The sequence below is a fragment of the Gordonia amicalis genome, from assembly GCF_022059885.1.
Taxonomy (GTDB): domain Bacteria; phylum Actinomycetota; class Actinomycetes; order Mycobacteriales; family Mycobacteriaceae; genus Gordonia; species Gordonia amicalis.
In genome coordinates this window covers 882,970-899,575 of the sequence record NZ_CP091855.1, presented here as the reverse complement: position 1 = coordinate 899,575, position 16,606 = coordinate 882,970, and the positions used below count along the sequence as shown (strand labels likewise).

Genomic DNA, 16,606 nt, shown 5'->3' with positions numbered 1-16,606 from the left:
GCGCTACGCCGACTCCTCCGCCATCTTTTTCACCCGCTGCACGACCTCGTGCGCCAGCTTCTCCGACGACGCCGGGTTCTGCCCGGTGAGCAGGTTGCCGTCGGCCTGGGTGTGCACGGTCCACGGCAGTCCGAGGGTGACCTTGAAGCCCTCGTGCGTGAGCCGGTCCTCGAGCAGCCAGGGTGCCTTGTCGGCCAACCCGGCCTGCTGCTCCTCGGCATTGCCGAAGCATGTGACGGTGCGGCCGGAGAAGACGTTCGCGCCGTCCTCGCCCTTCGCGGCCAGCAGGACCGCGGGTCCGTGACAGACGATGCCGATCGTCTTCTTGGCCTGGTCGGCGGCGATGAGGAGCGCGCCGGCATCGGCGTCCACTGCGAGATCCTCCATCGGTCCGTGGCCGCCGGGCACGAATACGGCGTCGTAATCGGCGATCTTCACGTCGGACAGCGCGATGGGTTTTTGGAGTTCGGGCGCGGTCTCGACCACATTCCGGATCTCGTCGGCGCGTTCCGCGGAGCCGACCGCGTCGGGACTGAGGCTGCCCTCGTCGACCGGTGGACGCACGCCGCCCGGCGTTGCGACGGTCACCGAGTAGCCGGCCTTGCGGAAGACCTCGAGGGGCGCCGCCGCCTCCTCGGCCCAGAATCCGGTCTTGTGACTCGATCCGTCGTTCAGCGTCCACGCATCGGCGCCGGTCATGACGAAGAGAATGTTGTGTGTCATCTTGCTCTCCTTCGGTTGGGATGACCCGTCAGCGGGTCAGGTGAGCCCGGTCAGTTCCGCCGACTTCTCCCACAGGCCGTCGATGAGCCTCTGGTCGTGTGCCTGACGGTTCTCGCGTCCGTTCGGCTTGTGGCGGCTGAAATAGACGCCGTTGACCGACGGATCCGCGCCGCGCTCGGCGAGTGCGATGAGTGGTGCGGCGCCCTGCTCCGGTGTGATGGTCACCAGCTTGGCAAGCGGGGATCGGTAGGCCAGGCCGACGAGTCGCGAGTCCCGACCGAAACTGGTCGCCGCCGGACCGGGATGCACTGCGGCGGAATAGATCTTGTCATCTGTCCAGCGCTGCGCGATGCCGCGGGTGAACAGGATGTTCATCAGCTTCGCGGTGCCGTAGGTTCGTCCGCCGAATGCCCTGCGTCGCTCGAAGTCCAGGTCGTCGAGATCCACACTCCCGGCGAGATTGCCGACGCTCGAGGTGTTCAGGACCAGCGACGGACCGCCGGCGGCCAGTCGGTCGCGCAGCAGATTGGTCAGCAGGAACGGCGCGAGGTGATTGATCTGGAAGTTCGGCTCGTGTCCGTCTGCGGTCCGCATCGACGGCGAGAACGTCCCACCGGCGTTGTTCATCAGGACGTCGATGGAGTCGACGGTGCCGACGATCTGAGTGGCCAGCTCACGCACCTCGGAGAGATCGGCGAAGTCGGCGGTGAACGGAGTCGCACCGGTTTCGGCGGCGATCGGCGCGAGTTTCCGTGGGGACCGTCCGACGATCACCAGATTCGTCGAGGGCCCGGCCAGCGCGCGGGCCGCGACGGCACCGATCCCGTCGCTGGCACCTGTCAGCACGATGGTGCGTCGTTCACTGGCCATCGGCAGTCCCCTCCGATCCGCCGACCGCATGATCCCTGCTCGAATCGGCATCGGCTGGCGCCGCGTCGTAGGTGGCCTTCTCCTCCGCGATGCGCTTGGTCTCACCGATCGGGGTGTCGTCGGCCGAGGGGAACACCGACCCCGGGCCGTCTCGTTCGCCGGGCTGCTCGGGCATGTCGGGGTCGGCCTTCAGGTCGGCTTCGGTGGTCGTCCAGTCGGGCTGCTCGTTGTCCGCCATCTCTCCACCATGCCTGAGGATCGGCGATACGTCACCGGTCCAGATGTGGATACCGGCGCCGGAACTTCTCGGCCCGCCCCCGCGACGTCGGGGATGGTGGACACCCGGTGTAGAAGGGGTGCGAGTCGCTGGTGACGTCGATGACGATGAGCGGGTACACATTTCCGTCGCTCCACGTGGTCGTGGTCGCCGGGTCAGTTGTCGGATGGATCCCCGGTCATGGGACTGTCGGCCATCGGGACAACGATGTCGTCGACGTCGTCGCAGGGGTCTGCGTGGAACCGTCCGAAAGGATCGTCGAACGTTGACCAGAACTCCTGTCCGGCAGCGAATTCGACGTCGTTCACGCAGGCGTTGCGTAATGCATCGGCGATGTCGTCCGGGACGCCGCGGTGGACGAGCACGACCAACGACGAATGGCGATCGCCGTGGTCGTCGTCCCAGCGCAGCGCGCCGAGTGCGCGCCGCTCAGGTGTGACCTGCGTGAGTTCGTCGTCGTCCATCTCGGCCAGCCAGCGTCCTCCGGGTGCGACGCGCAGACCGCCGCCGGCCGACTCCAGCCACAACGCCTCGCCGGATTGCGTGGCGAGCCACAGCCGCCCACGGGCGCAGACCACGCCGTCGAGAAGGGAATCGATCGCGTCGTGCAGGCGACCGGGATGGAGTGGCCGGTCGGCGGTGAACTCCATCCAGGTGACACCGCAATCAGGGTCGAGGGAGGGCTGATCGGCGAGGAGCGGGTCGTGTGGTCCGTCGATGCGCCCCCGGCGCGAGGATCGCGGGATCGCGGTGACCAGCTGCTCCATCAGCAGGGGACTGACCGGGCGTTCCGGCAGCTCGAACATCATCGGCGCCTGCGGTGCCAGCCGCTTGAGGACGGCCATGAGACGAGCGGATTCCCAGGCGTCCCGAGTGCTGGGATCCGTTCCGGCGACGACGAGGGCGTCCGCGAAGGCGACTTGACCGACCGCGACCTGTGCCAGTGTGCGCTCGTCGTCGGGCGGGACGGGCAATACCTCGCCGAGGATGCGGTCGCCCGTCGCGGAATCCAGCCAATCCTGTTCTGCCACAGCGGTGATCGTGGAATCGCCCCGTACGTCCAGTGCTGCCGGTGCCGCCGGGATGCCGGACATGCCGTCGACGATGACGTGCTCGATGGACCAGGCCACCCGTTCGGGCTCCAGAATCGGGTCGAGCGTGAGCACGATGCGCCGCACCGACGATCGCCGATGAAGACGCCGAAGCAGGGGAAGCAGGTCCTCCCGCAGCGTGCACGACACACAGCCGTGGGCGAGTTCGATCACGGTGACCCCGTCGCGCCGCCGACCATCGGCCTCCCGCCAGCTCAGTGTTCGCACCACCCGGCCCTCGCCGACGTGTCGCAGATCGTGATGGACCTGCACCGTTCCGGCGTCGGCCTCCAGCGCGTCGCCGATCCGCGAGAGGACGGGCCGGTCGAGGCCGGTCACCAGGACGACTGGCGTCCGGATGTCGGCCGGCAGGTGGCGCATCTGACCGTCGGCGGCGTCGGGCTCGAACACGGCAACACTCCTGGCTATTGAGAATCATTTCCATTTACGTGAGGTCGACGGTACCGTGGCCGCGACACTAATGCCAATCATTGTCAATAAGGAGGACGTCATGTCTCGACGGTGCCAGGTCACCGGCCGTGAACCGGGCTTCGGCAAACAGGTCTCGCACTCCCATCGACGTACGTCGCGTTGCTGGGACCCGAACATCCAGCGCAAGCGGTACTTCGTCCCCAGCGAGGGCCGGTACATCACCCTCCGGGTGAGTACGAAGGGGATCTCGACCATCGACAGGTACGGCATCGAGTCCGTGTTGCGCACGATGCGCGCTCGAGGAGAGAAGATCTGATGGCGCGCAACGAGATCCGGCCCATCGTCAAGCTCCGGTCCACGGCCGGTACCGGATACACCTACGTGACCCGGAAGAACCGCCGCAACGACCCGGACCGCTTGGTGCTCCGCAAGTACGACCCGATCGCCCGCGCCCACGTCGATTTCCAGGAGGACCGGTAGAACGCGCGGATACATCGGAGCCGGTCTCTCCCGTGTGCGGTTCCGCGAACTCGCTCATCGCGGAGAGTTGCCCGGTATCCACAAGTCCAGCTGGTGAACCACGACCTCAGGAGACATCCATGGCACGCAGAACACGCCGGGAGGACGAACGTCCCGCCCGCAAGAAGAACCAACTGATCACACGCCCACATACGACAATCGCCACCCCCGGGCGGTTCGCCGTCTACTGATGGCGAGTCCGCCGGAGGTGGCGATTGTGCTGAGAGTTCAGGACTCAGAGGGTCAGGAACTCACGGCATGCGAGTCCGTCTTGCCCCACGCCGGGGAGTTCTCGATCGCCCCGATGATCCGCGGACGCAGCTCCTCGGCACCGATGACCGCGTCGACCGAACCGACCTCGACGGCCCGCTGGATGCTGTGCACCTTGTCGAACTCGGCGGCGATCTCGCTGATCTTCTCGGCACGAACGGACTGCCGGATGTCGGCGAGTTCCGCGTTAAGGCTCGAGCGATCGGTACCGGACGACTCGGCGACGGTCGCCTCGAGCTCGCGGACGCGAGGATCGGCGGCGACGCGCTTGGCGACCTCACCGGCGAACACGACCGCGGCCGCGGGCGCACCGCCGAGCACGGACGCGAACGAACCGTCGATGGCCAGCACGGTCATGTTCGGGTTCAACGCCTTCGAGAACACCACGAACGCACCGCCGTGATAGCGCGAGATCACGCAGAACACGATCGGGCCGCGGAAGTTGACGATCGCTCGGCCGATCTCGGCGCCGTACTCGAGCTGCAGTTTGCGCATCGACTCCGGCGAACCGTCGAAGCCCGACAGGTTCGCGAGAACGACGAGCGGACGGTTGCCGCTGGCCACGTTGATCGCGCGGGCCGCCTTCTTCGACGACTGCGGGAACAGCGTGCCCGCGGTGTACGTGTCGGGTCCGTCGGTCGGCTTGTAGCCACGACGCGCGACCTCACGCGACTCGATGCCCAGCATGCACACCGGGATGCCGCCCAGGTGGACGTCACACACGACGGCCGTCTCGGCGTCGGCCATGCCGGCCCAGCGTTCGAGGACGACGTGATCCTGGTCGGCGACGGCGCGCATCACGGTGCGGATGTCGAAGGGCTTCTTGCGATCCGGGTTGTGTTCCCGCGAGAAGACCTGACCCACCGTGGTGAAGTCGCTGCCGGCGAGCACGTGCGGGTAATCGGAGACGTCCCGGTCTGACGGATCGGTCGTGATCGCACGACGCGGGGTGCGCTCGCCCGGAAGCACGTAGGTGTGCTCGTAGTGGGACATCAGGACATCGCGTGCCGCACCGAGATTCGGTGCCCAGTACTGCGCCTGGCCGTTCGGGCCCATCACGCGGTCGTAACCACCGATGCCGAAGTTGTCCTCGGCCGAGACACCGCCGGAGAAGTCCAGCGACTGCTTGCCGGTGAGGACCATCGCCGAATCCGGGGTCATGACCAGGATGCCCTTGGTGTGCATGAGCATCGTCGCCTCGGCGTTCCAGTACGGCTGCGCACCGACATTGATGCCCGCCACGACGATGTTGATCTCGCCACCCGCCTGGGTGTACTCGACGACACGCTTCAGCGCGCGGGCGACCCAGTCCATGTTCTCGGTGCCGGAGTCCATCGAGATCCGGGCGCCCGAGGACAGCGCGTACCACTCGAGCGGCACCTGCATCTGTTCGGCGAGATCGAGTGCGGCGATGACCCGGCTGCACTCCGGTTCCGACAGCGCACCAAGCGATTTGGTGGGATCGCCGAGCAGGACCACGCGGGTGACGCCCTCGGGGAACTTCTCGGTCGGGGTGGTGACCAGACCGGCGACCATCGCCGCGGTGTTGCGGCCCTTGGGTCGGTCGACCGGGACGAGACGATGCTCGGCGTCGAGGTCGTATTCGGTGAATGCACCGAGGATCTCGGCCAACTCGTACGGATAGACGGTGTTGCGTGCCGCGGCGCGCTTGACCTTCTGCCGGTACTCGTCGACGGGCTCGATCGGGGTCTCGGACGGTTCCCCGACCTTGACGTCGAATTCGCCGGTCGCGGTGAGCGAGAAGTGAATCGACACCTTGGTGAGATCCCTGGTCTCGGGATTGCGTCGACGAGCGATCACCTGGACCTCTTCGAGGCCGATTCCCTGTGTGACACCGCGGATGTGACCGGCGATCATGTCGAGGATCGACGCGTCGTCGTCGATGGGCGGCCACACGTAGAGGACGATGCGGTTGGTGCTCGACGGACGGGCCGCTCCGCGCTGGGCGCGGCGGATCGAGTCCGCACACGAGGCGAGCGTCGCCTCCGCGGTGGGCAGCGTCAGCAGACGTCCGCCGGGTTCGCGGACCGCGGTGAGGTCACGCACCTGAGCGAACGCGATGAGCCGTTCGTCGGACGGGTTCTCCCTTGCGACACAACGGAAGAGGTACACCTCTTCGTCGTCGGCCGAGGAGAGCCGGGTGAGGTCGAACTTGCGGAGGCGCTCCATCCGCATCCGCTGCGCGATGTGCGGGTGCAGACCGCGGATGAGTCGTTCCTCCGCCATGCCGGTCGCGGACGGCCGGAAGGTGACGTGGTGGTGCATCCGCGCATCGCCGCTGCCGGCCACGGTGATCGTGACGCGGTGGACCTGCGGGGGGAGTGAGGCGTTGGAGACGATCTCGTGCAGCGTCTCGGCCAGCACGTCGAAGTCGTTCGGCTGCTGCTCCCAGCTGAGATAGATGTCCGAGTCGACCGCAGCCGCGCCCCGGGCGAGTTTGCCGAGACCCTCCAGCACCGACGGCAGCGCCGCGAAACCGACGGCCGCGGACATCAGGCTGCCGCCCTCGCGGTCGGCGACGACGAAGGTCGTGCCACCGGCCTCGTGGTTGCGGATGTCCGAGAGCCCCTTGTTGCCGTAGTAGCGGCGGGTCAGGACCTCGAGCATCACCCGGTTGTCGGTGCTACCCCGCTCGATGCGCTGGCCGAGGAGACGGACCAGCGGCTCGGTGCTGCGCACCATGTTGTCGATGCGCTCGTCGCGGTCCGCGGCGTTCGGGTTCTCGTCGAGGTAGCGGAGTTGCTTGCGCACGTTGCTGTAGACGCGGGCACGATCGCGGAGCAGCAGCGGCTGGCCGTACCACGCGTAGACGACGCCACGGGCGAGGTCGGCGATCGCGGGGTAGCGCATCTGGGTCGCGGCGATCAGGCGGTCGAGGGCGGGGCCCACGTCGTCGCGCAGCTCGTCGCGGGGCGTCGGCTCCTGCAGCCACTCACGCAGCAGGGTGCTGATGACGGTGACGGACCCGGTCGGGTTCTGCAGCGCCAGGAAGATGCGGAAGACCGCGGCCTCGAGCTCCGGGGTCCGGTCGAGCTCGGTGACCCCGTAGTGCCGCAGCGCCCGGCTGAGCTGATCGTGGAAGGCGGCGCGCAGGCCGTCCCGCTCCACGTCGAGGCTCTGCAGGTACGTGTGGAAGTTCTCGCGCGCACTGTGGACGTGCTCGACACCGAGCTCGTCGCTGGACGGCCGGTTCTGGCTCAGCTCGGCGATGTCGGCGAACACGGTGATGAGTTCGAGCTCGTCGGCGAGCGGCCGCCGACCGCTGGCCATCGCGGCGCGCCGCACCGCGAGGTACTCGTCGAGGAGACGGGTTCGGTCGTGCGGGTCGACGTCGTAGCCGAGGAGCTGGGCGCGCAGGTCCTCCTGCGTACGGGTGGTGCGCTCGTCGGCCTCGACCTCGGGTTCGACGGGCAGCTCGATGTCGACGCCCGCGACTTCCTCCGGAGCTTCTTCGTCCTCGTCGGCGAGCGGTTCGAGCCGCAGCAGCGTCGCTCCGGTCTCCACCTGTGCGCCCACGGACACCGCACATTCCTTGAGACGTGAGCGGACCGGAGCGCGCAACACGGTCTCCATCTTCATGGCCTCCAGGACCAGCACCGGGGCGCCGGCCTCGACCTCGTCGCCGACCTGCAGCGGAGTGGCGACGACCAGCGCGGGTGCCGGCGAGCGGACGATGCCGCCCTCGTCGCGGCTGACGCGGTGGGTGATCCCGTCGACGTCGACGAGGTGGACGGGACCGTGGGTGTCGGTGACGAGCCGGAACCGTTCACGGTTGACCACGAGCTGGGCGGCATGGTCGTCGAAGCGCTCGAGCTCGACGTCGACGGTGCGGGTGTCGGTACCTGCCTCGATGCTCACACGGAAGCGATGCGCGCCGATCCGCGCGACGCGGACCCGGTAGGTGGCGCCGCGCAGCTTGAGGTCGAGCGGACGACCGCTGTCGTGCTGGACCTGCGGACGGCCGCCCGAGGCGGTCGACATCAGACGCTGCTGTTCGACCTGCTCCTGCTCCTCGTAGGCGTCGATCGCGGCGGCGATCAGTGCGATCGCCGAATGCTGGTTCGCGACCAGGCGGCCCTCGGCGCGGACGCGGTCGATCCAGCCGGTGTCGGCGCTGCCGTCGATCACCTCGGGCTGGTCGAGCAGCTCGAGCACGAAGGACTTGTTGGTGGCGCCACCGGCGATGATCACGCGGGTCTCGCGCATCGCCCGGCGCAGGCGGCCGAGCGCCTCGTCGCGGTCACGTCCGTAGGCGATGATCTTGGCGATCATCGAGTCGAAGTCGGCCGGGATGGTGTCGCCCTCGCTCACGCCGGTGTCGACGCGGATACCCGGGCCGGCCGGCAGTTCGAGGAGGTTGATGCGACCGGGGGCCGGTGCGAAGTCGCGGTCGGGATCCTCGGCGTTGAGGCGCGCCTCGATGGCGTGTCCGCGCTCGCGCGGCGGTTCGCCGTCGAGCTTGCCGCCGGACGCGACGTGCAGCTGGGCACGGACGAGGTCGAAGCCGTTGGTGATCTCGGTGATCGGGTGCTCGACCTGGAGTCGGGTGTTGACCTCGAGGAAGGCGAAGAGCTTCTCGCCGGGGTGGTACAGGAACTCGACGGTGGCGGCGCCGCGGTAGCCGACGGCGACGGCGAGCCGCTCGGCGGAGGCCTTGAGCTCGGCGACCTGGTCCTCGGAGAGGACGGGCGATGCCGATTCCTCGACGACCTTCTGGTTACGACGCTGGACCGAGCAGTCGCGGACGCCGAGCGCCCACGCGGTGCCCTGACCGTCGGCGATGACCTGGACCTCGACGTGGCGCGCACCGGTGACCAGACGCTCCAGGAAGACGACGCCACTGCCGAAGGCGCGGGCGGCCTCGTCGCGGGTGCGCTCGTAGGCGTCGCGCAACTCGTCGTCGTTGTTGATGACGCGGATGCCGCGCCCGCCGCCGCCGGCGGTGGCCTTCAGCATCAGCGGGTAGCCGATGTCGGCGGCCGCGGTCAGGGCCTCGTCGATGGAGTCGACGGCACCGCGGCTCCACGGTGCGACCGGCACACCGACTTCCTCGGCGATCAGCTTCGCGCCGATCTTGTCGCCCAGCTTGCGCATCGCGTCGGGCGACGGACCGACGAAGGTGACGCCGATCCGCTCACAGAGTTCGGCGAACACCGGGTCCTCGGCGACGAAGCCCCAGCCGACCCACGCCGCGTCGGCGCCGGTCTCCAGCAGGGCGCGCTCGAGCACCTTCATGTTGAGGTACGGGCGCGACGCGGCGGGACCGAGGTCGTAGGCGATGTCGGCTTCGCGCACGAAGGTGGCGGCGGCGTCGACATCGGTGTGCAGCGCGATGACCTCGATCGGCTGCCCGGTCTCGGCGGACAGGCCACGGACGGCGTGGATGAGGCGCATTGCGGCCTCGCCACGGTTGACGATGGCGATTCGGGAGAACATCACCGACTCCTTCGGTTCGTCGTGCCGAGGGTGTTTTCGGCACACGCGAGGTGGTTCAACAGATCGATAGTTGCGGACCGAAGCCATTACGCGCGAGTACGTTCACGCGCGCCGGAATCTCCTCGGCGCGACCCCGCGGCTCGCCGTGACCGGGAACACGCTGGATGGAGCCTCTTTTCCGCTATCAGATCTTCCTACCGAAACGGCGCACAATTCGGTGCCGATCCGCGATCTCGAGGAAGGCGATTCGCCCGTTTCCGCTGAGACCGATGTCATAGAGCCGCGCAGAATCGCATCAGGCGACGAACAGGATCCAGCCGTAGACGAGCAACCCGAACACCAGCACGCCGAGGTAGGCCCAGCCCAACCAGATCGCGACGTTCGCGAACGGCAGTCCGGCCTCCCGGGTGCGACGGATCTGGGCCCGCGCGCGGTAGCCGAGTACGAGACCGATCACGAAGGTGATGCCCAGCCCGGAGAGGACCAGGGCCCACACGGCCGTGCGATTGAGGCGTGGGCCGGACTGGGGAGCCACGTTGTCCTCCGGATCGTCCTCGAGTGCTGGATTGTTTGCTGAGTAGGCCTGGGAGACCGGCGCGAAGACCGTGCGGTCGTCTGAGTCGGACGTCTCGCCGTCGAGCTCCGGGCGCGGACGAGACGGTTCCGGACGAGACAGTTCCGGACGAGACAGTGGCGGTCCCGGACGGGCACCGAGCGCGTCCGGACGTGGTGCACCGGTGCGTTGCGAGGGATCAACTTGCGACGAATTACCTTGCGGCGCACCAGGAATGGGCGACTGGAGGGGGGCTCCGGGCGGCGGGTGGTGTCCGGCCGGGGGCCGGGCGCCAGGGGGCATCGGACGGGGATTGCCCTGCGGATCACCCGGAACCGGCCGCGGACGGGGCCCGGTCGTGTACGCGCCGGCCGGACGTGGGGGAGGACCCGGGTCACCGCCGGGGCGGGGACCGTTCGTGCCGGGCGGTTGCGGACGCGGACCGCCGTGCCCGCCGGGTCCGCCCGAGGGACGGGGACTGCCGGGAGGCGGACCGGGACGCTGGGCAGATGTGGGACCACCGGGCGTCGGGCCACCCGATGCGGGTGGGAAGGATCCGCCGGGCCCGGGACGGTTCGGTTCGGTCAGGTCACGACCGCGGGGCGGGGAGGGTGCACTGATGGGTGCGCTCGGAACACGCTCCCAGGGGGCGGTGCCATGGGATCCGCCGGTGGGCACCGGGCCGGCGCCGCTCGGACCGGAACGGGTCGGTTCCGGGTCGCGAGGCCTCGCGTCGTCGGACATCGACCACAGCTCGCGTGCCCGCTCGGACGCGCCACCGGGGGAGGCGGGCGTGGTCGTAGAGCGCTCGTCGTCTGAGGTCACGTGTTTCAAATTACCCGTGGACGCCGCCGACGCCCGGATCGACCGTCGGCGGTGTCGTCACGAGGCCTGTGATTCCGTGCTCTCCACGAGGGCCTGACGGACCTCTTCGACGCGGGGAACAGTCGGGGAGACCGGCGGCGGATCCTGGCGCGTACGACGCAGGATGACCGCGCCGGCACCTGCGATGAGCGCCGCTGCGAGCACGGTCACCGCGACGACGAGGTAGTTCTTCGGCATGTCGACCAGAGTGCCAGCCGGACGGCCGCCGATGCCACCTCGGATCGTGTGACCCTGCGCGCGCCGACCACGTCTGCGGAATCGGATCCATGCATTTGAGAGCCATCTCCCGACCACCCGAAAGGCCACAAGTGGTTGGATGGTGGGGTGACCACTCAGAAAACCTCCGCAGTCATCCACACCAACCGCGGCGACATCAAGGTCGACCTGTTCCCGAACCACGCGCCGAAGACCGTCGAGAACTTCGTCGGCCTGGCCGAGGGAAGCAAGGAATACAGCAAGCCGAACGCGTCCGGCGGCAACTCCGGCCCGTTCTACGACGGCTCGGTGTTCCACCGCGTGATCGCCGGATTCATGATCCAGGGCGGCGACCCGACCGGCACCGGCATGGGCGGCCCCGGCTACCAGTTCGGCGACGAGTTCCACCCCGAGCTGCAGTTCGACCGTCCGTACCTGCTGGCCATGGCGAACGCCGGTCCGGGCACCAACGGCTCGCAGTTCTTCATCACCGTCGGCCCGACCCCGCACCTCAACCGTCGCCACAGCATCTTCGGCGAGGTCACCGACCCCGCGTCGCAGCAGGTCGTCGACGCCATCGCGACCACGTCGACCGATCGTCAGGATCGTCCGCTCGACGCCGTCGTCATCGAGAAGATCGAGGTCAACTGACCACTCCGGAACACACCGCCCCCCAGCGGGCGGTGTGCTACCGGCATCCCGACCGTCCCACCGGCCTGTCCTGCAGCCGGTGTGGGCGGCCGGCGTGTCCGGAGTGTCTTCGACCGGCGTCGGTCGGCCAGCATTGTCTCGAATGTCTTCGAGGTGACGGCATCCAGCAGACGCCGGCCTTCGGCGACCGCGGGATCCGGAGGATGGCCAGGACCCGGCTGTCCGAGGGCAAGCCCTACGTCACCTACACGCTGATCGGGATCAACATCCTGGTCTTCCTCCTGTGCGCGGTGCAGGGAGGCTTCGGCGACCCCGGGGCCGCCACGATCTTCAGTTCCGGAGATCTGCTCAAGAGCGACGTCGCCGCCGGCGAGTACTGGCGACTGCTGACGTCCGGCTTCCTGCATTTCAGCGTGATGCATGTGGCCGTCAACATGCTCTCGCTCTACATCCTGGGCCGTGACCTGGAGCTCGCGCTCGGCATGGCCCGCTACCTCGCGGTGTATCTGATCGCCCTGTTGGGCGGCAGCGCCGCCGTCATGCTCTTCGAGAACGACCGCGCCCTGACCGCGGGCGCCTCGGGCGCCATCTACGGCCTCATGGGCGCGATGCTGGTGATCATCCTCAAGGCGCGGGTCTCGCCGGTGCCGGTGCTGTTGATCATCGGGTTCAACGTGGTCCTGTCGTTCTCGCTGCCCGGGATCTCCGTCCTGGGGCACCTCGGCGGTCTCGCCTTCGGTGCCGCGGCCACCGCAGCCGTCGTCTATCTCCCGGGACTGGTCCTGCCCGAGGGGCGCCGGACCCCGCAGGCGACCGGCCGGGTCGGCTGGATCGCGCTCGGCGTGCTCTTCGTCGTCGCGCTCGGCCTGGGGGTCGCCGGGGGCGTCACCTACGACGGGCTGACCTACATCCGCTGACGTTCACACGTCATCTGTCGTCGTCGACGTGGAAGCCCGCAGCGCGGAGTTCGTCGACGACCGAGATGAGGTCGGTGCCGAGATCCCATCGGCTGAAGACCAGCAACCGGGTGTCGTCCCGGGGTCCGTCCTTCCCGGTTCCGTCATTCGGGCGGACGGGTTCGGCGTCGTCGTCGAGGACGTCGATCTCGAGTTGTCCCACCCGACGCCCGACGCGGCGCATCGACAACAGCCGGATGCGCTCGACGCGGTCGGGCGTGTAGCTGCGTCGCCCGGTCAGACCGCGGACGGTCAGCGTGGCCGGGTATCCGGCGGTGAGTTCGAGGCGCGGCCGGACGACCAGCGTGTAGACACCCAGGCCGACCAGCAGGATGCCGGCGATTCCCATGAGCACGGAGCCGCCCGGGTCGTTGGACACCAGAACCGCGCCGCCGAGCAGGATCACTCCTCCGAGGCAGCCCGCGACTCCCGCGCCGACGGGCGTCGACCATGCGTGTGTGGATGAGTCGCCAGAGTTATCCACAGGAGTTACTCACAGTGGGGAGAACTTACACACATGTTATTTCCACACTGTGGACAACTTACACACATGTGTTTCCGCAGTTCAGAGCGATTCGTCCGGCACATGAGCCGCAATGCGATCAGCGCCACCGCATGGTCATCAACAGGCCGGCCACCATGAGCGAGAATCCGATGAGGAAGTTCCAGGAGTTGAGCTGCGCCATCCAGTGGAGGACCTGACCCTCGCCGCCGTACGCGGTGGGGGTGGCGGCGAGGTAGTAGACGACGAGCCAGGCCAGCCCCAAGAGCATCAGGCCGAGCATCACGCTCACGTAGATGGTGCTCGAAGCGCCGGCCTTGACCTTGACCGGCGTCCTGCTCGCGGTGTTGATCGTGTAGTCGGTCTTCTTCCGGACTTTTGACTTCGGCATGACATCCTCTGTTGTGCTGTACCGCGGCAGCGGTCGTATGCGTGCCCTGGCGTCCCGAACGTCGTGGCGACGAGCGGTCCGGGGTCGGAAACACTCGACTTCTACGGTATCTCACCAGGTCGCTGACGGCGGTACCCGCTTTCGGCGGTAGCCTTTTGTCCGTGAGCCGCATCCTGGTCATCGACAACTACGACAGCTTCGTCTACAACCTGGTCCAATACCTGGGTCAGCTCGGTGTCGAGGCCGTCGTGTGGCGCAACGACGACCCGCGTCTGACCCCGTTCGACGCCGAACATCTGCGTGAGGCGGTCGCCGGATTCGACGGAGTGCTGCTGAGCCCGGGACCGGGCACCCCGCAGCGTGCCGGTGCGACGATGCCGATGGTCGAGGTGGCCGCTGCCGAGGAACTCCCCCTGCTGGGTGTGTGCTTGGGGCACCAGGCGATCGGCGCTGCCTTCGGCGGGACCGTCGACCGAGCCCCGGAACTGCTGCACGGAAAGACCTCGCTGGTCTTCCACGACGACAAGGGTGTGCTCGCCGGCCTGCCGGATCCGTTCACCGCCACCCGCTACCACTCGCTGACCGTCTTGCCCGAGACGATCCCCGACGAGCTCGTCGTCACCGGACGCACCGAGTCCGGCATCGTGATGGCGATGGCCCACCGCGAGCTGCCGATCCACGGGGTGCAATTCCACCCCGAGAGCGTTCTCACCCAGGGCGGGCACCGAATGCTCGCCAACTGGCTCAAGATCTGCGGGATCGAGGTTGACGAGGCACGTGTCGCGGCGCTCGAAGCTGAGATGGCCAGCGCGGTCGGCTGACGCCGCCCCACTCGCACTAAAAGGGAGCGAGGGTGTCAGTTCGGCAGCAGGCTGGCCTGACCGACGACGATGGTGATCGCGCCGCTCTTGCGCGCCTTCGAACCCGCCGGGGGGTCCTGCCCGATGACCCGTCCGCTGTCGGGACTGTTCAGCGGCACGTTGCGCGTCTGACGCGTCAGCGTCGACCGTTCCCACCCCGCCTGCTCGAGGGATGCCTGGGCCTCGACGGGGGTCTTGCCCCGCAGGTTCGGGACGGTGAACAGGTTGCCCCGGGACACCGAGAGCTGCACCGTGCTGCCCTGCTCGGCCGTCGAACCGGGCCCGGGAGAGGTGGAGATGACCTCGCCCGCGGGCTGTTCCGAGTCGACCGCGATCACCTCGACCGTCATACCGAGCTCTTCGAGGACCGCGCGGGCGCGGTCCGCCGGCATGCCGACGACGTCGCGGACGGTGATCTCCTTGGGGCCGTTGCCCACGTTGAGGACCACCGCGCCGTTCACCGGCACCTCGGTGCCGATCTTCGGTGCGGTCGAGACGACCTTGTCCTTCATGTCGATCGGGGAGTCGACACGTTCGGTCCTGACATTGGTGAACCCGAGCACCTTGAGGGCGTCCTGCGCCTCCGAAGGGGTCTTCCCGACCAGGTCAGACGGTATCCGGTGCCGTTGTGGGCCGGTCGAGATGTACAGCGCGACCTCGGATCCCTCGGCCGCCAGGACCCCTTCGCCCGGCGTCGACCTCGTGGCCAGTCCGGGCCCGACGTCGAGGCTGGGTTCCTCGAGGACCCGCACCTCGAAACCGGCGCGTTCGAGGGAGGACCGGGCGTCGTCGGAACTCAGCCCGCTGACCGCGGGCACGGTGACTTCGGGATCGGACCCCGAACTCCACGGGGACCAGAGGAACAGCGTTCCGACGAGCAGCACCACTGCGGCCATTGCGCCGGCCATCAGTCGGCGTGACCTTCGGCGTGGCGGCTCGTCGTCGGCGTCGTCCCGGTATGCGTCGTCTCGTCGATGGTTGCCGCCGGCCCGCGCGGGGACGGCGCGACGGGGCCCGGTCGTCTCCGACCGGGTGGGGCGTCGCGGCCCGGTGTCGATGAACTCGGTGCGCTCCTCGTCGGTGAGCAGCATCGGCGCCGACGGCTTGCCGCCGGCGAGCACCCGGATCAGGTCAGCGCGCAGATCAGCGGCCGACTGATACCGGTTCTCCTTGTTCTTGCTCATCGCCTTGAGTACGACGGAGTCGAGCTCACGCGGGATGTCGGGGCGCACGTGCGACGGCCACGGCGGGTCCTCGTGCACGTGCTGGTGGGCGACCGCGACGGGTGAGTCACCGGTGAACGGCGGTTCTCCGGTGAGCAACTCGAAGAGCACACAACCCATCGAGTAGATGTCGCTGCGCGGGTCGACCTTGATGCCGCGGGCCTGCTCCGGCGACAGGTACTGGGCGGTGCCCATCACCGCGGACGTCTGCGTCATGGTCGACGTCGAGTCGCTCATCGCGCGGGCGATGCCGAAGTCCATCACCTTCACCGCGCCGGACTTGTCGATCATCACGTTCGCCGGCTTCATGTCGCGGTGCACGATGCCGTTGCGGTGTGAGAAGTCCATCGCGGCCGCGACGTCGGCCATCCACGTCATCGCCTGCCGCGGTGCGATCGGACCGTTGGCGCGCAACACGTCTCGCAGGGTGTCGCCGTCGACGTACTCCATCACGATGAACGGCAGCGGACCGTCCTCGGTCTCGGCCTCACCGGTGTCGAAGACCTGGACGATCGTCGGGTGATTCAGCTTCGCCGCGTTCTGGGCTTCCCGCCGGAACCGGAGATAGAACGACGGATCACGCGCGAGGTCGGCGCGCAGCACCTTGATCGCCACATCCCGGTGCAACACCAGATCCCGGGCATAGTGCACCTCGGACATGCCACCGAAACCCAGCGTTTCGCCGAGTTCGTAGCGGTCGGAGAGGTGGTGTGGTGTCGTCATCTGCCTCGGGGTCAGCCTCGGATCTCAG

16 protein-coding genes and 1 pseudogene are annotated in these 16,606 nt (G+C 68.1%); 6 read left to right on the top strand and 11 right to left on the bottom strand.

From position 1 onward, the window contains the following. Nucleotides 1-3 precede the first annotated feature (3 nt). Genes IHQ52_RS04120 through mrf form a run of 5 tightly spaced genes read right to left on the bottom strand, consistent with a single transcriptional unit; the run spans nt 4 to nt 3,342 of the window. Nucleotides 4-723 (bottom strand): type 1 glutamine amidotransferase domain-containing protein, encoded by a 720-nt coding sequence (locus tag IHQ52_RS04120; RefSeq protein ID WP_024497924.1) that lies wholly within the window; start codon nt 721-723, stop codon nt 4-6. A 36-nt stretch (nt 724-759) separates the two neighbouring features. Then, complete coding sequence (locus IHQ52_RS04115; protein WP_024497923.1) at nt 760-1,593, bottom strand: SDR family NAD(P)-dependent oxidoreductase; 834 nt, start codon at nt 1,591-1,593, stop codon at nt 760-762. After that, nucleotides 1,583-1,831, bottom strand: a complete 249-nt coding sequence (locus IHQ52_RS04110; protein WP_024497922.1) for a hypothetical protein — start codon at nt 1,829-1,831, stop codon at nt 1,583-1,585. The genes IHQ52_RS04115 and IHQ52_RS04110 overlap by 11 nt, the downstream gene beginning before the upstream one ends. Nucleotides 1,832-1,862: 31 nt before the next feature. Further along, nucleotides 1,863-2,042 carry a 50S ribosomal protein L31 gene (locus IHQ52_RS04105; protein WP_081712389.1) on the bottom strand — a complete coding sequence of 60 codons (180 nt, stop codon included), beginning with the start codon at nt 2,040-2,042 and terminating at the stop codon, nt 1,863-1,865. Next, nucleotides 2,026-3,342 carry a ribosome hibernation factor-recruiting GTPase MRF gene (mrf, locus tag IHQ52_RS04100; RefSeq protein WP_191834958.1) on the bottom strand — a complete coding sequence of 439 codons (1,317 nt, stop codon included), beginning with the start codon at nt 3,340-3,342 and terminating at the stop codon, nt 2,026-2,028. The genes IHQ52_RS04105 and mrf overlap by 17 nt, the downstream gene beginning before the upstream one ends. A 130-nt stretch (nt 3,343-3,472) precedes the next feature. On the opposite strand from mrf, the gene rpmB reads away from it, so the two are divergent. From rpmB to IHQ52_RS04085, 3 genes and pseudogenes are all read left to right on the top strand, one after another. Then, nucleotides 3,473-3,709 carry a 50S ribosomal protein L28 gene (gene rpmB, locus IHQ52_RS04095; protein WP_191834624.1) on the top strand — a complete coding sequence of 79 codons (237 nt, stop codon included), beginning with the start codon at nt 3,473-3,475 and terminating at the stop codon, nt 3,707-3,709. Beyond that, nucleotides 3,709-3,873 carry a 50S ribosomal protein L33 gene (rpmG, locus tag IHQ52_RS04090; RefSeq protein WP_024497920.1) on the top strand — a complete coding sequence of 55 codons (165 nt, stop codon included), beginning with the start codon at nt 3,709-3,711 and terminating at the stop codon, nt 3,871-3,873. Before rpmB ends, rpmG begins: the two co-directional genes overlap by 1 nt. Then, nucleotides 3,869-3,970: pseudogene (locus IHQ52_RS04085) on the top strand (30S ribosomal protein S14); the annotation flags it as partial. The gene rpmG and the pseudogene IHQ52_RS04085, both read left to right, overlap by 5 nt. Before the next feature lie 185 nt (nt 3,971-4,155). Here the strand turns inward: IHQ52_RS04085 and IHQ52_RS04080 are convergent. From IHQ52_RS04080 to IHQ52_RS04070, 3 genes are all read right to left on the bottom strand, one after another. Then, the gene (locus tag IHQ52_RS04080) at nt 4,156-9,639 is read right to left on the bottom strand and encodes an ATP-binding protein (protein ID WP_238064130.1); all 5,484 of its coding nucleotides are present in this window, start codon (nt 9,637-9,639) and stop codon (nt 4,156-4,158) included. 295 nt (nt 9,640-9,934) lie between these two features. Next, a complete protein-coding gene (locus IHQ52_RS04075; protein ID WP_096272625.1) occupies nt 9,935-10,174 on the bottom strand; it encodes a DUF4190 domain-containing protein in 240 nt (79 codons plus the stop codon). Nucleotides 10,175-11,074: 900 nt separating this feature from the next. Then, the gene (locus tag IHQ52_RS04070) at nt 11,075-11,254 is read right to left on the bottom strand and encodes a hypothetical protein (RefSeq protein WP_096272627.1); all 180 of its coding nucleotides are present in this window, start codon (nt 11,252-11,254) and stop codon (nt 11,075-11,077) included. A 147-nt stretch (nt 11,255-11,401) separates the two neighbouring features. Between IHQ52_RS04070 and IHQ52_RS04065 the strand changes: the two genes are divergently transcribed. Both IHQ52_RS04065 and IHQ52_RS04060 read left to right on the top strand, forming a co-directional pair. After that, nucleotides 11,402-11,923 carry a peptidylprolyl isomerase gene (locus IHQ52_RS04065; protein ID WP_096272629.1) on the top strand — a complete coding sequence of 174 codons (522 nt, stop codon included), beginning with the start codon at nt 11,402-11,404 and terminating at the stop codon, nt 11,921-11,923. A gap of 161 nt (nt 11,924-12,084) precedes the next feature. Beyond that, nucleotides 12,085-12,840 (top strand): rhomboid family intramembrane serine protease, encoded by a 756-nt coding sequence (locus IHQ52_RS04060; protein WP_394855168.1) that lies wholly within the window; start codon nt 12,085-12,087, stop codon nt 12,838-12,840. Nucleotides 12,841-12,850: 10 nt separating this feature from the next. On the opposite strand, the gene IHQ52_RS04055 is transcribed toward IHQ52_RS04060, so the two are convergent. Continuing rightward, nucleotides 12,851-13,363 (bottom strand): PH domain-containing protein, encoded by a 513-nt coding sequence (locus IHQ52_RS04055; protein ID WP_096272633.1) that lies wholly within the window; start codon nt 13,361-13,363, stop codon nt 12,851-12,853. A 118-nt stretch (nt 13,364-13,481) separates the two neighbouring features. Further along, nucleotides 13,482-13,772, bottom strand: a complete 291-nt coding sequence (crgA, locus tag IHQ52_RS04050; RefSeq protein ID WP_096272635.1) for a cell division protein CrgA — start codon at nt 13,770-13,772, stop codon at nt 13,482-13,484. Nucleotides 13,773-13,933: 161 nt separating this feature from the next. Here crgA and IHQ52_RS04045 point away from each other — a divergent pair, with 161 nt between their 5' ends. After that, a complete protein-coding gene (locus IHQ52_RS04045) occupies nt 13,934-14,593 on the top strand; it encodes an aminodeoxychorismate/anthranilate synthase component II (RefSeq protein ID WP_024497917.1) in 660 nt (219 codons plus the stop codon). Nucleotides 14,594-14,628: 35 nt separating this feature from the next. Here the strand turns inward: IHQ52_RS04045 and pknB are convergent, their stop codons facing one another. Continuing rightward, on the bottom strand, nt 14,629-16,578 hold the full coding sequence (gene pknB, locus IHQ52_RS04040) for a Stk1 family PASTA domain-containing Ser/Thr kinase (RefSeq protein WP_024497916.1): 1,950 nt from the start codon (nt 16,576-16,578) through the stop codon (nt 14,629-14,631). Nucleotides 16,579-16,606 lie beyond the last annotated feature (28 nt).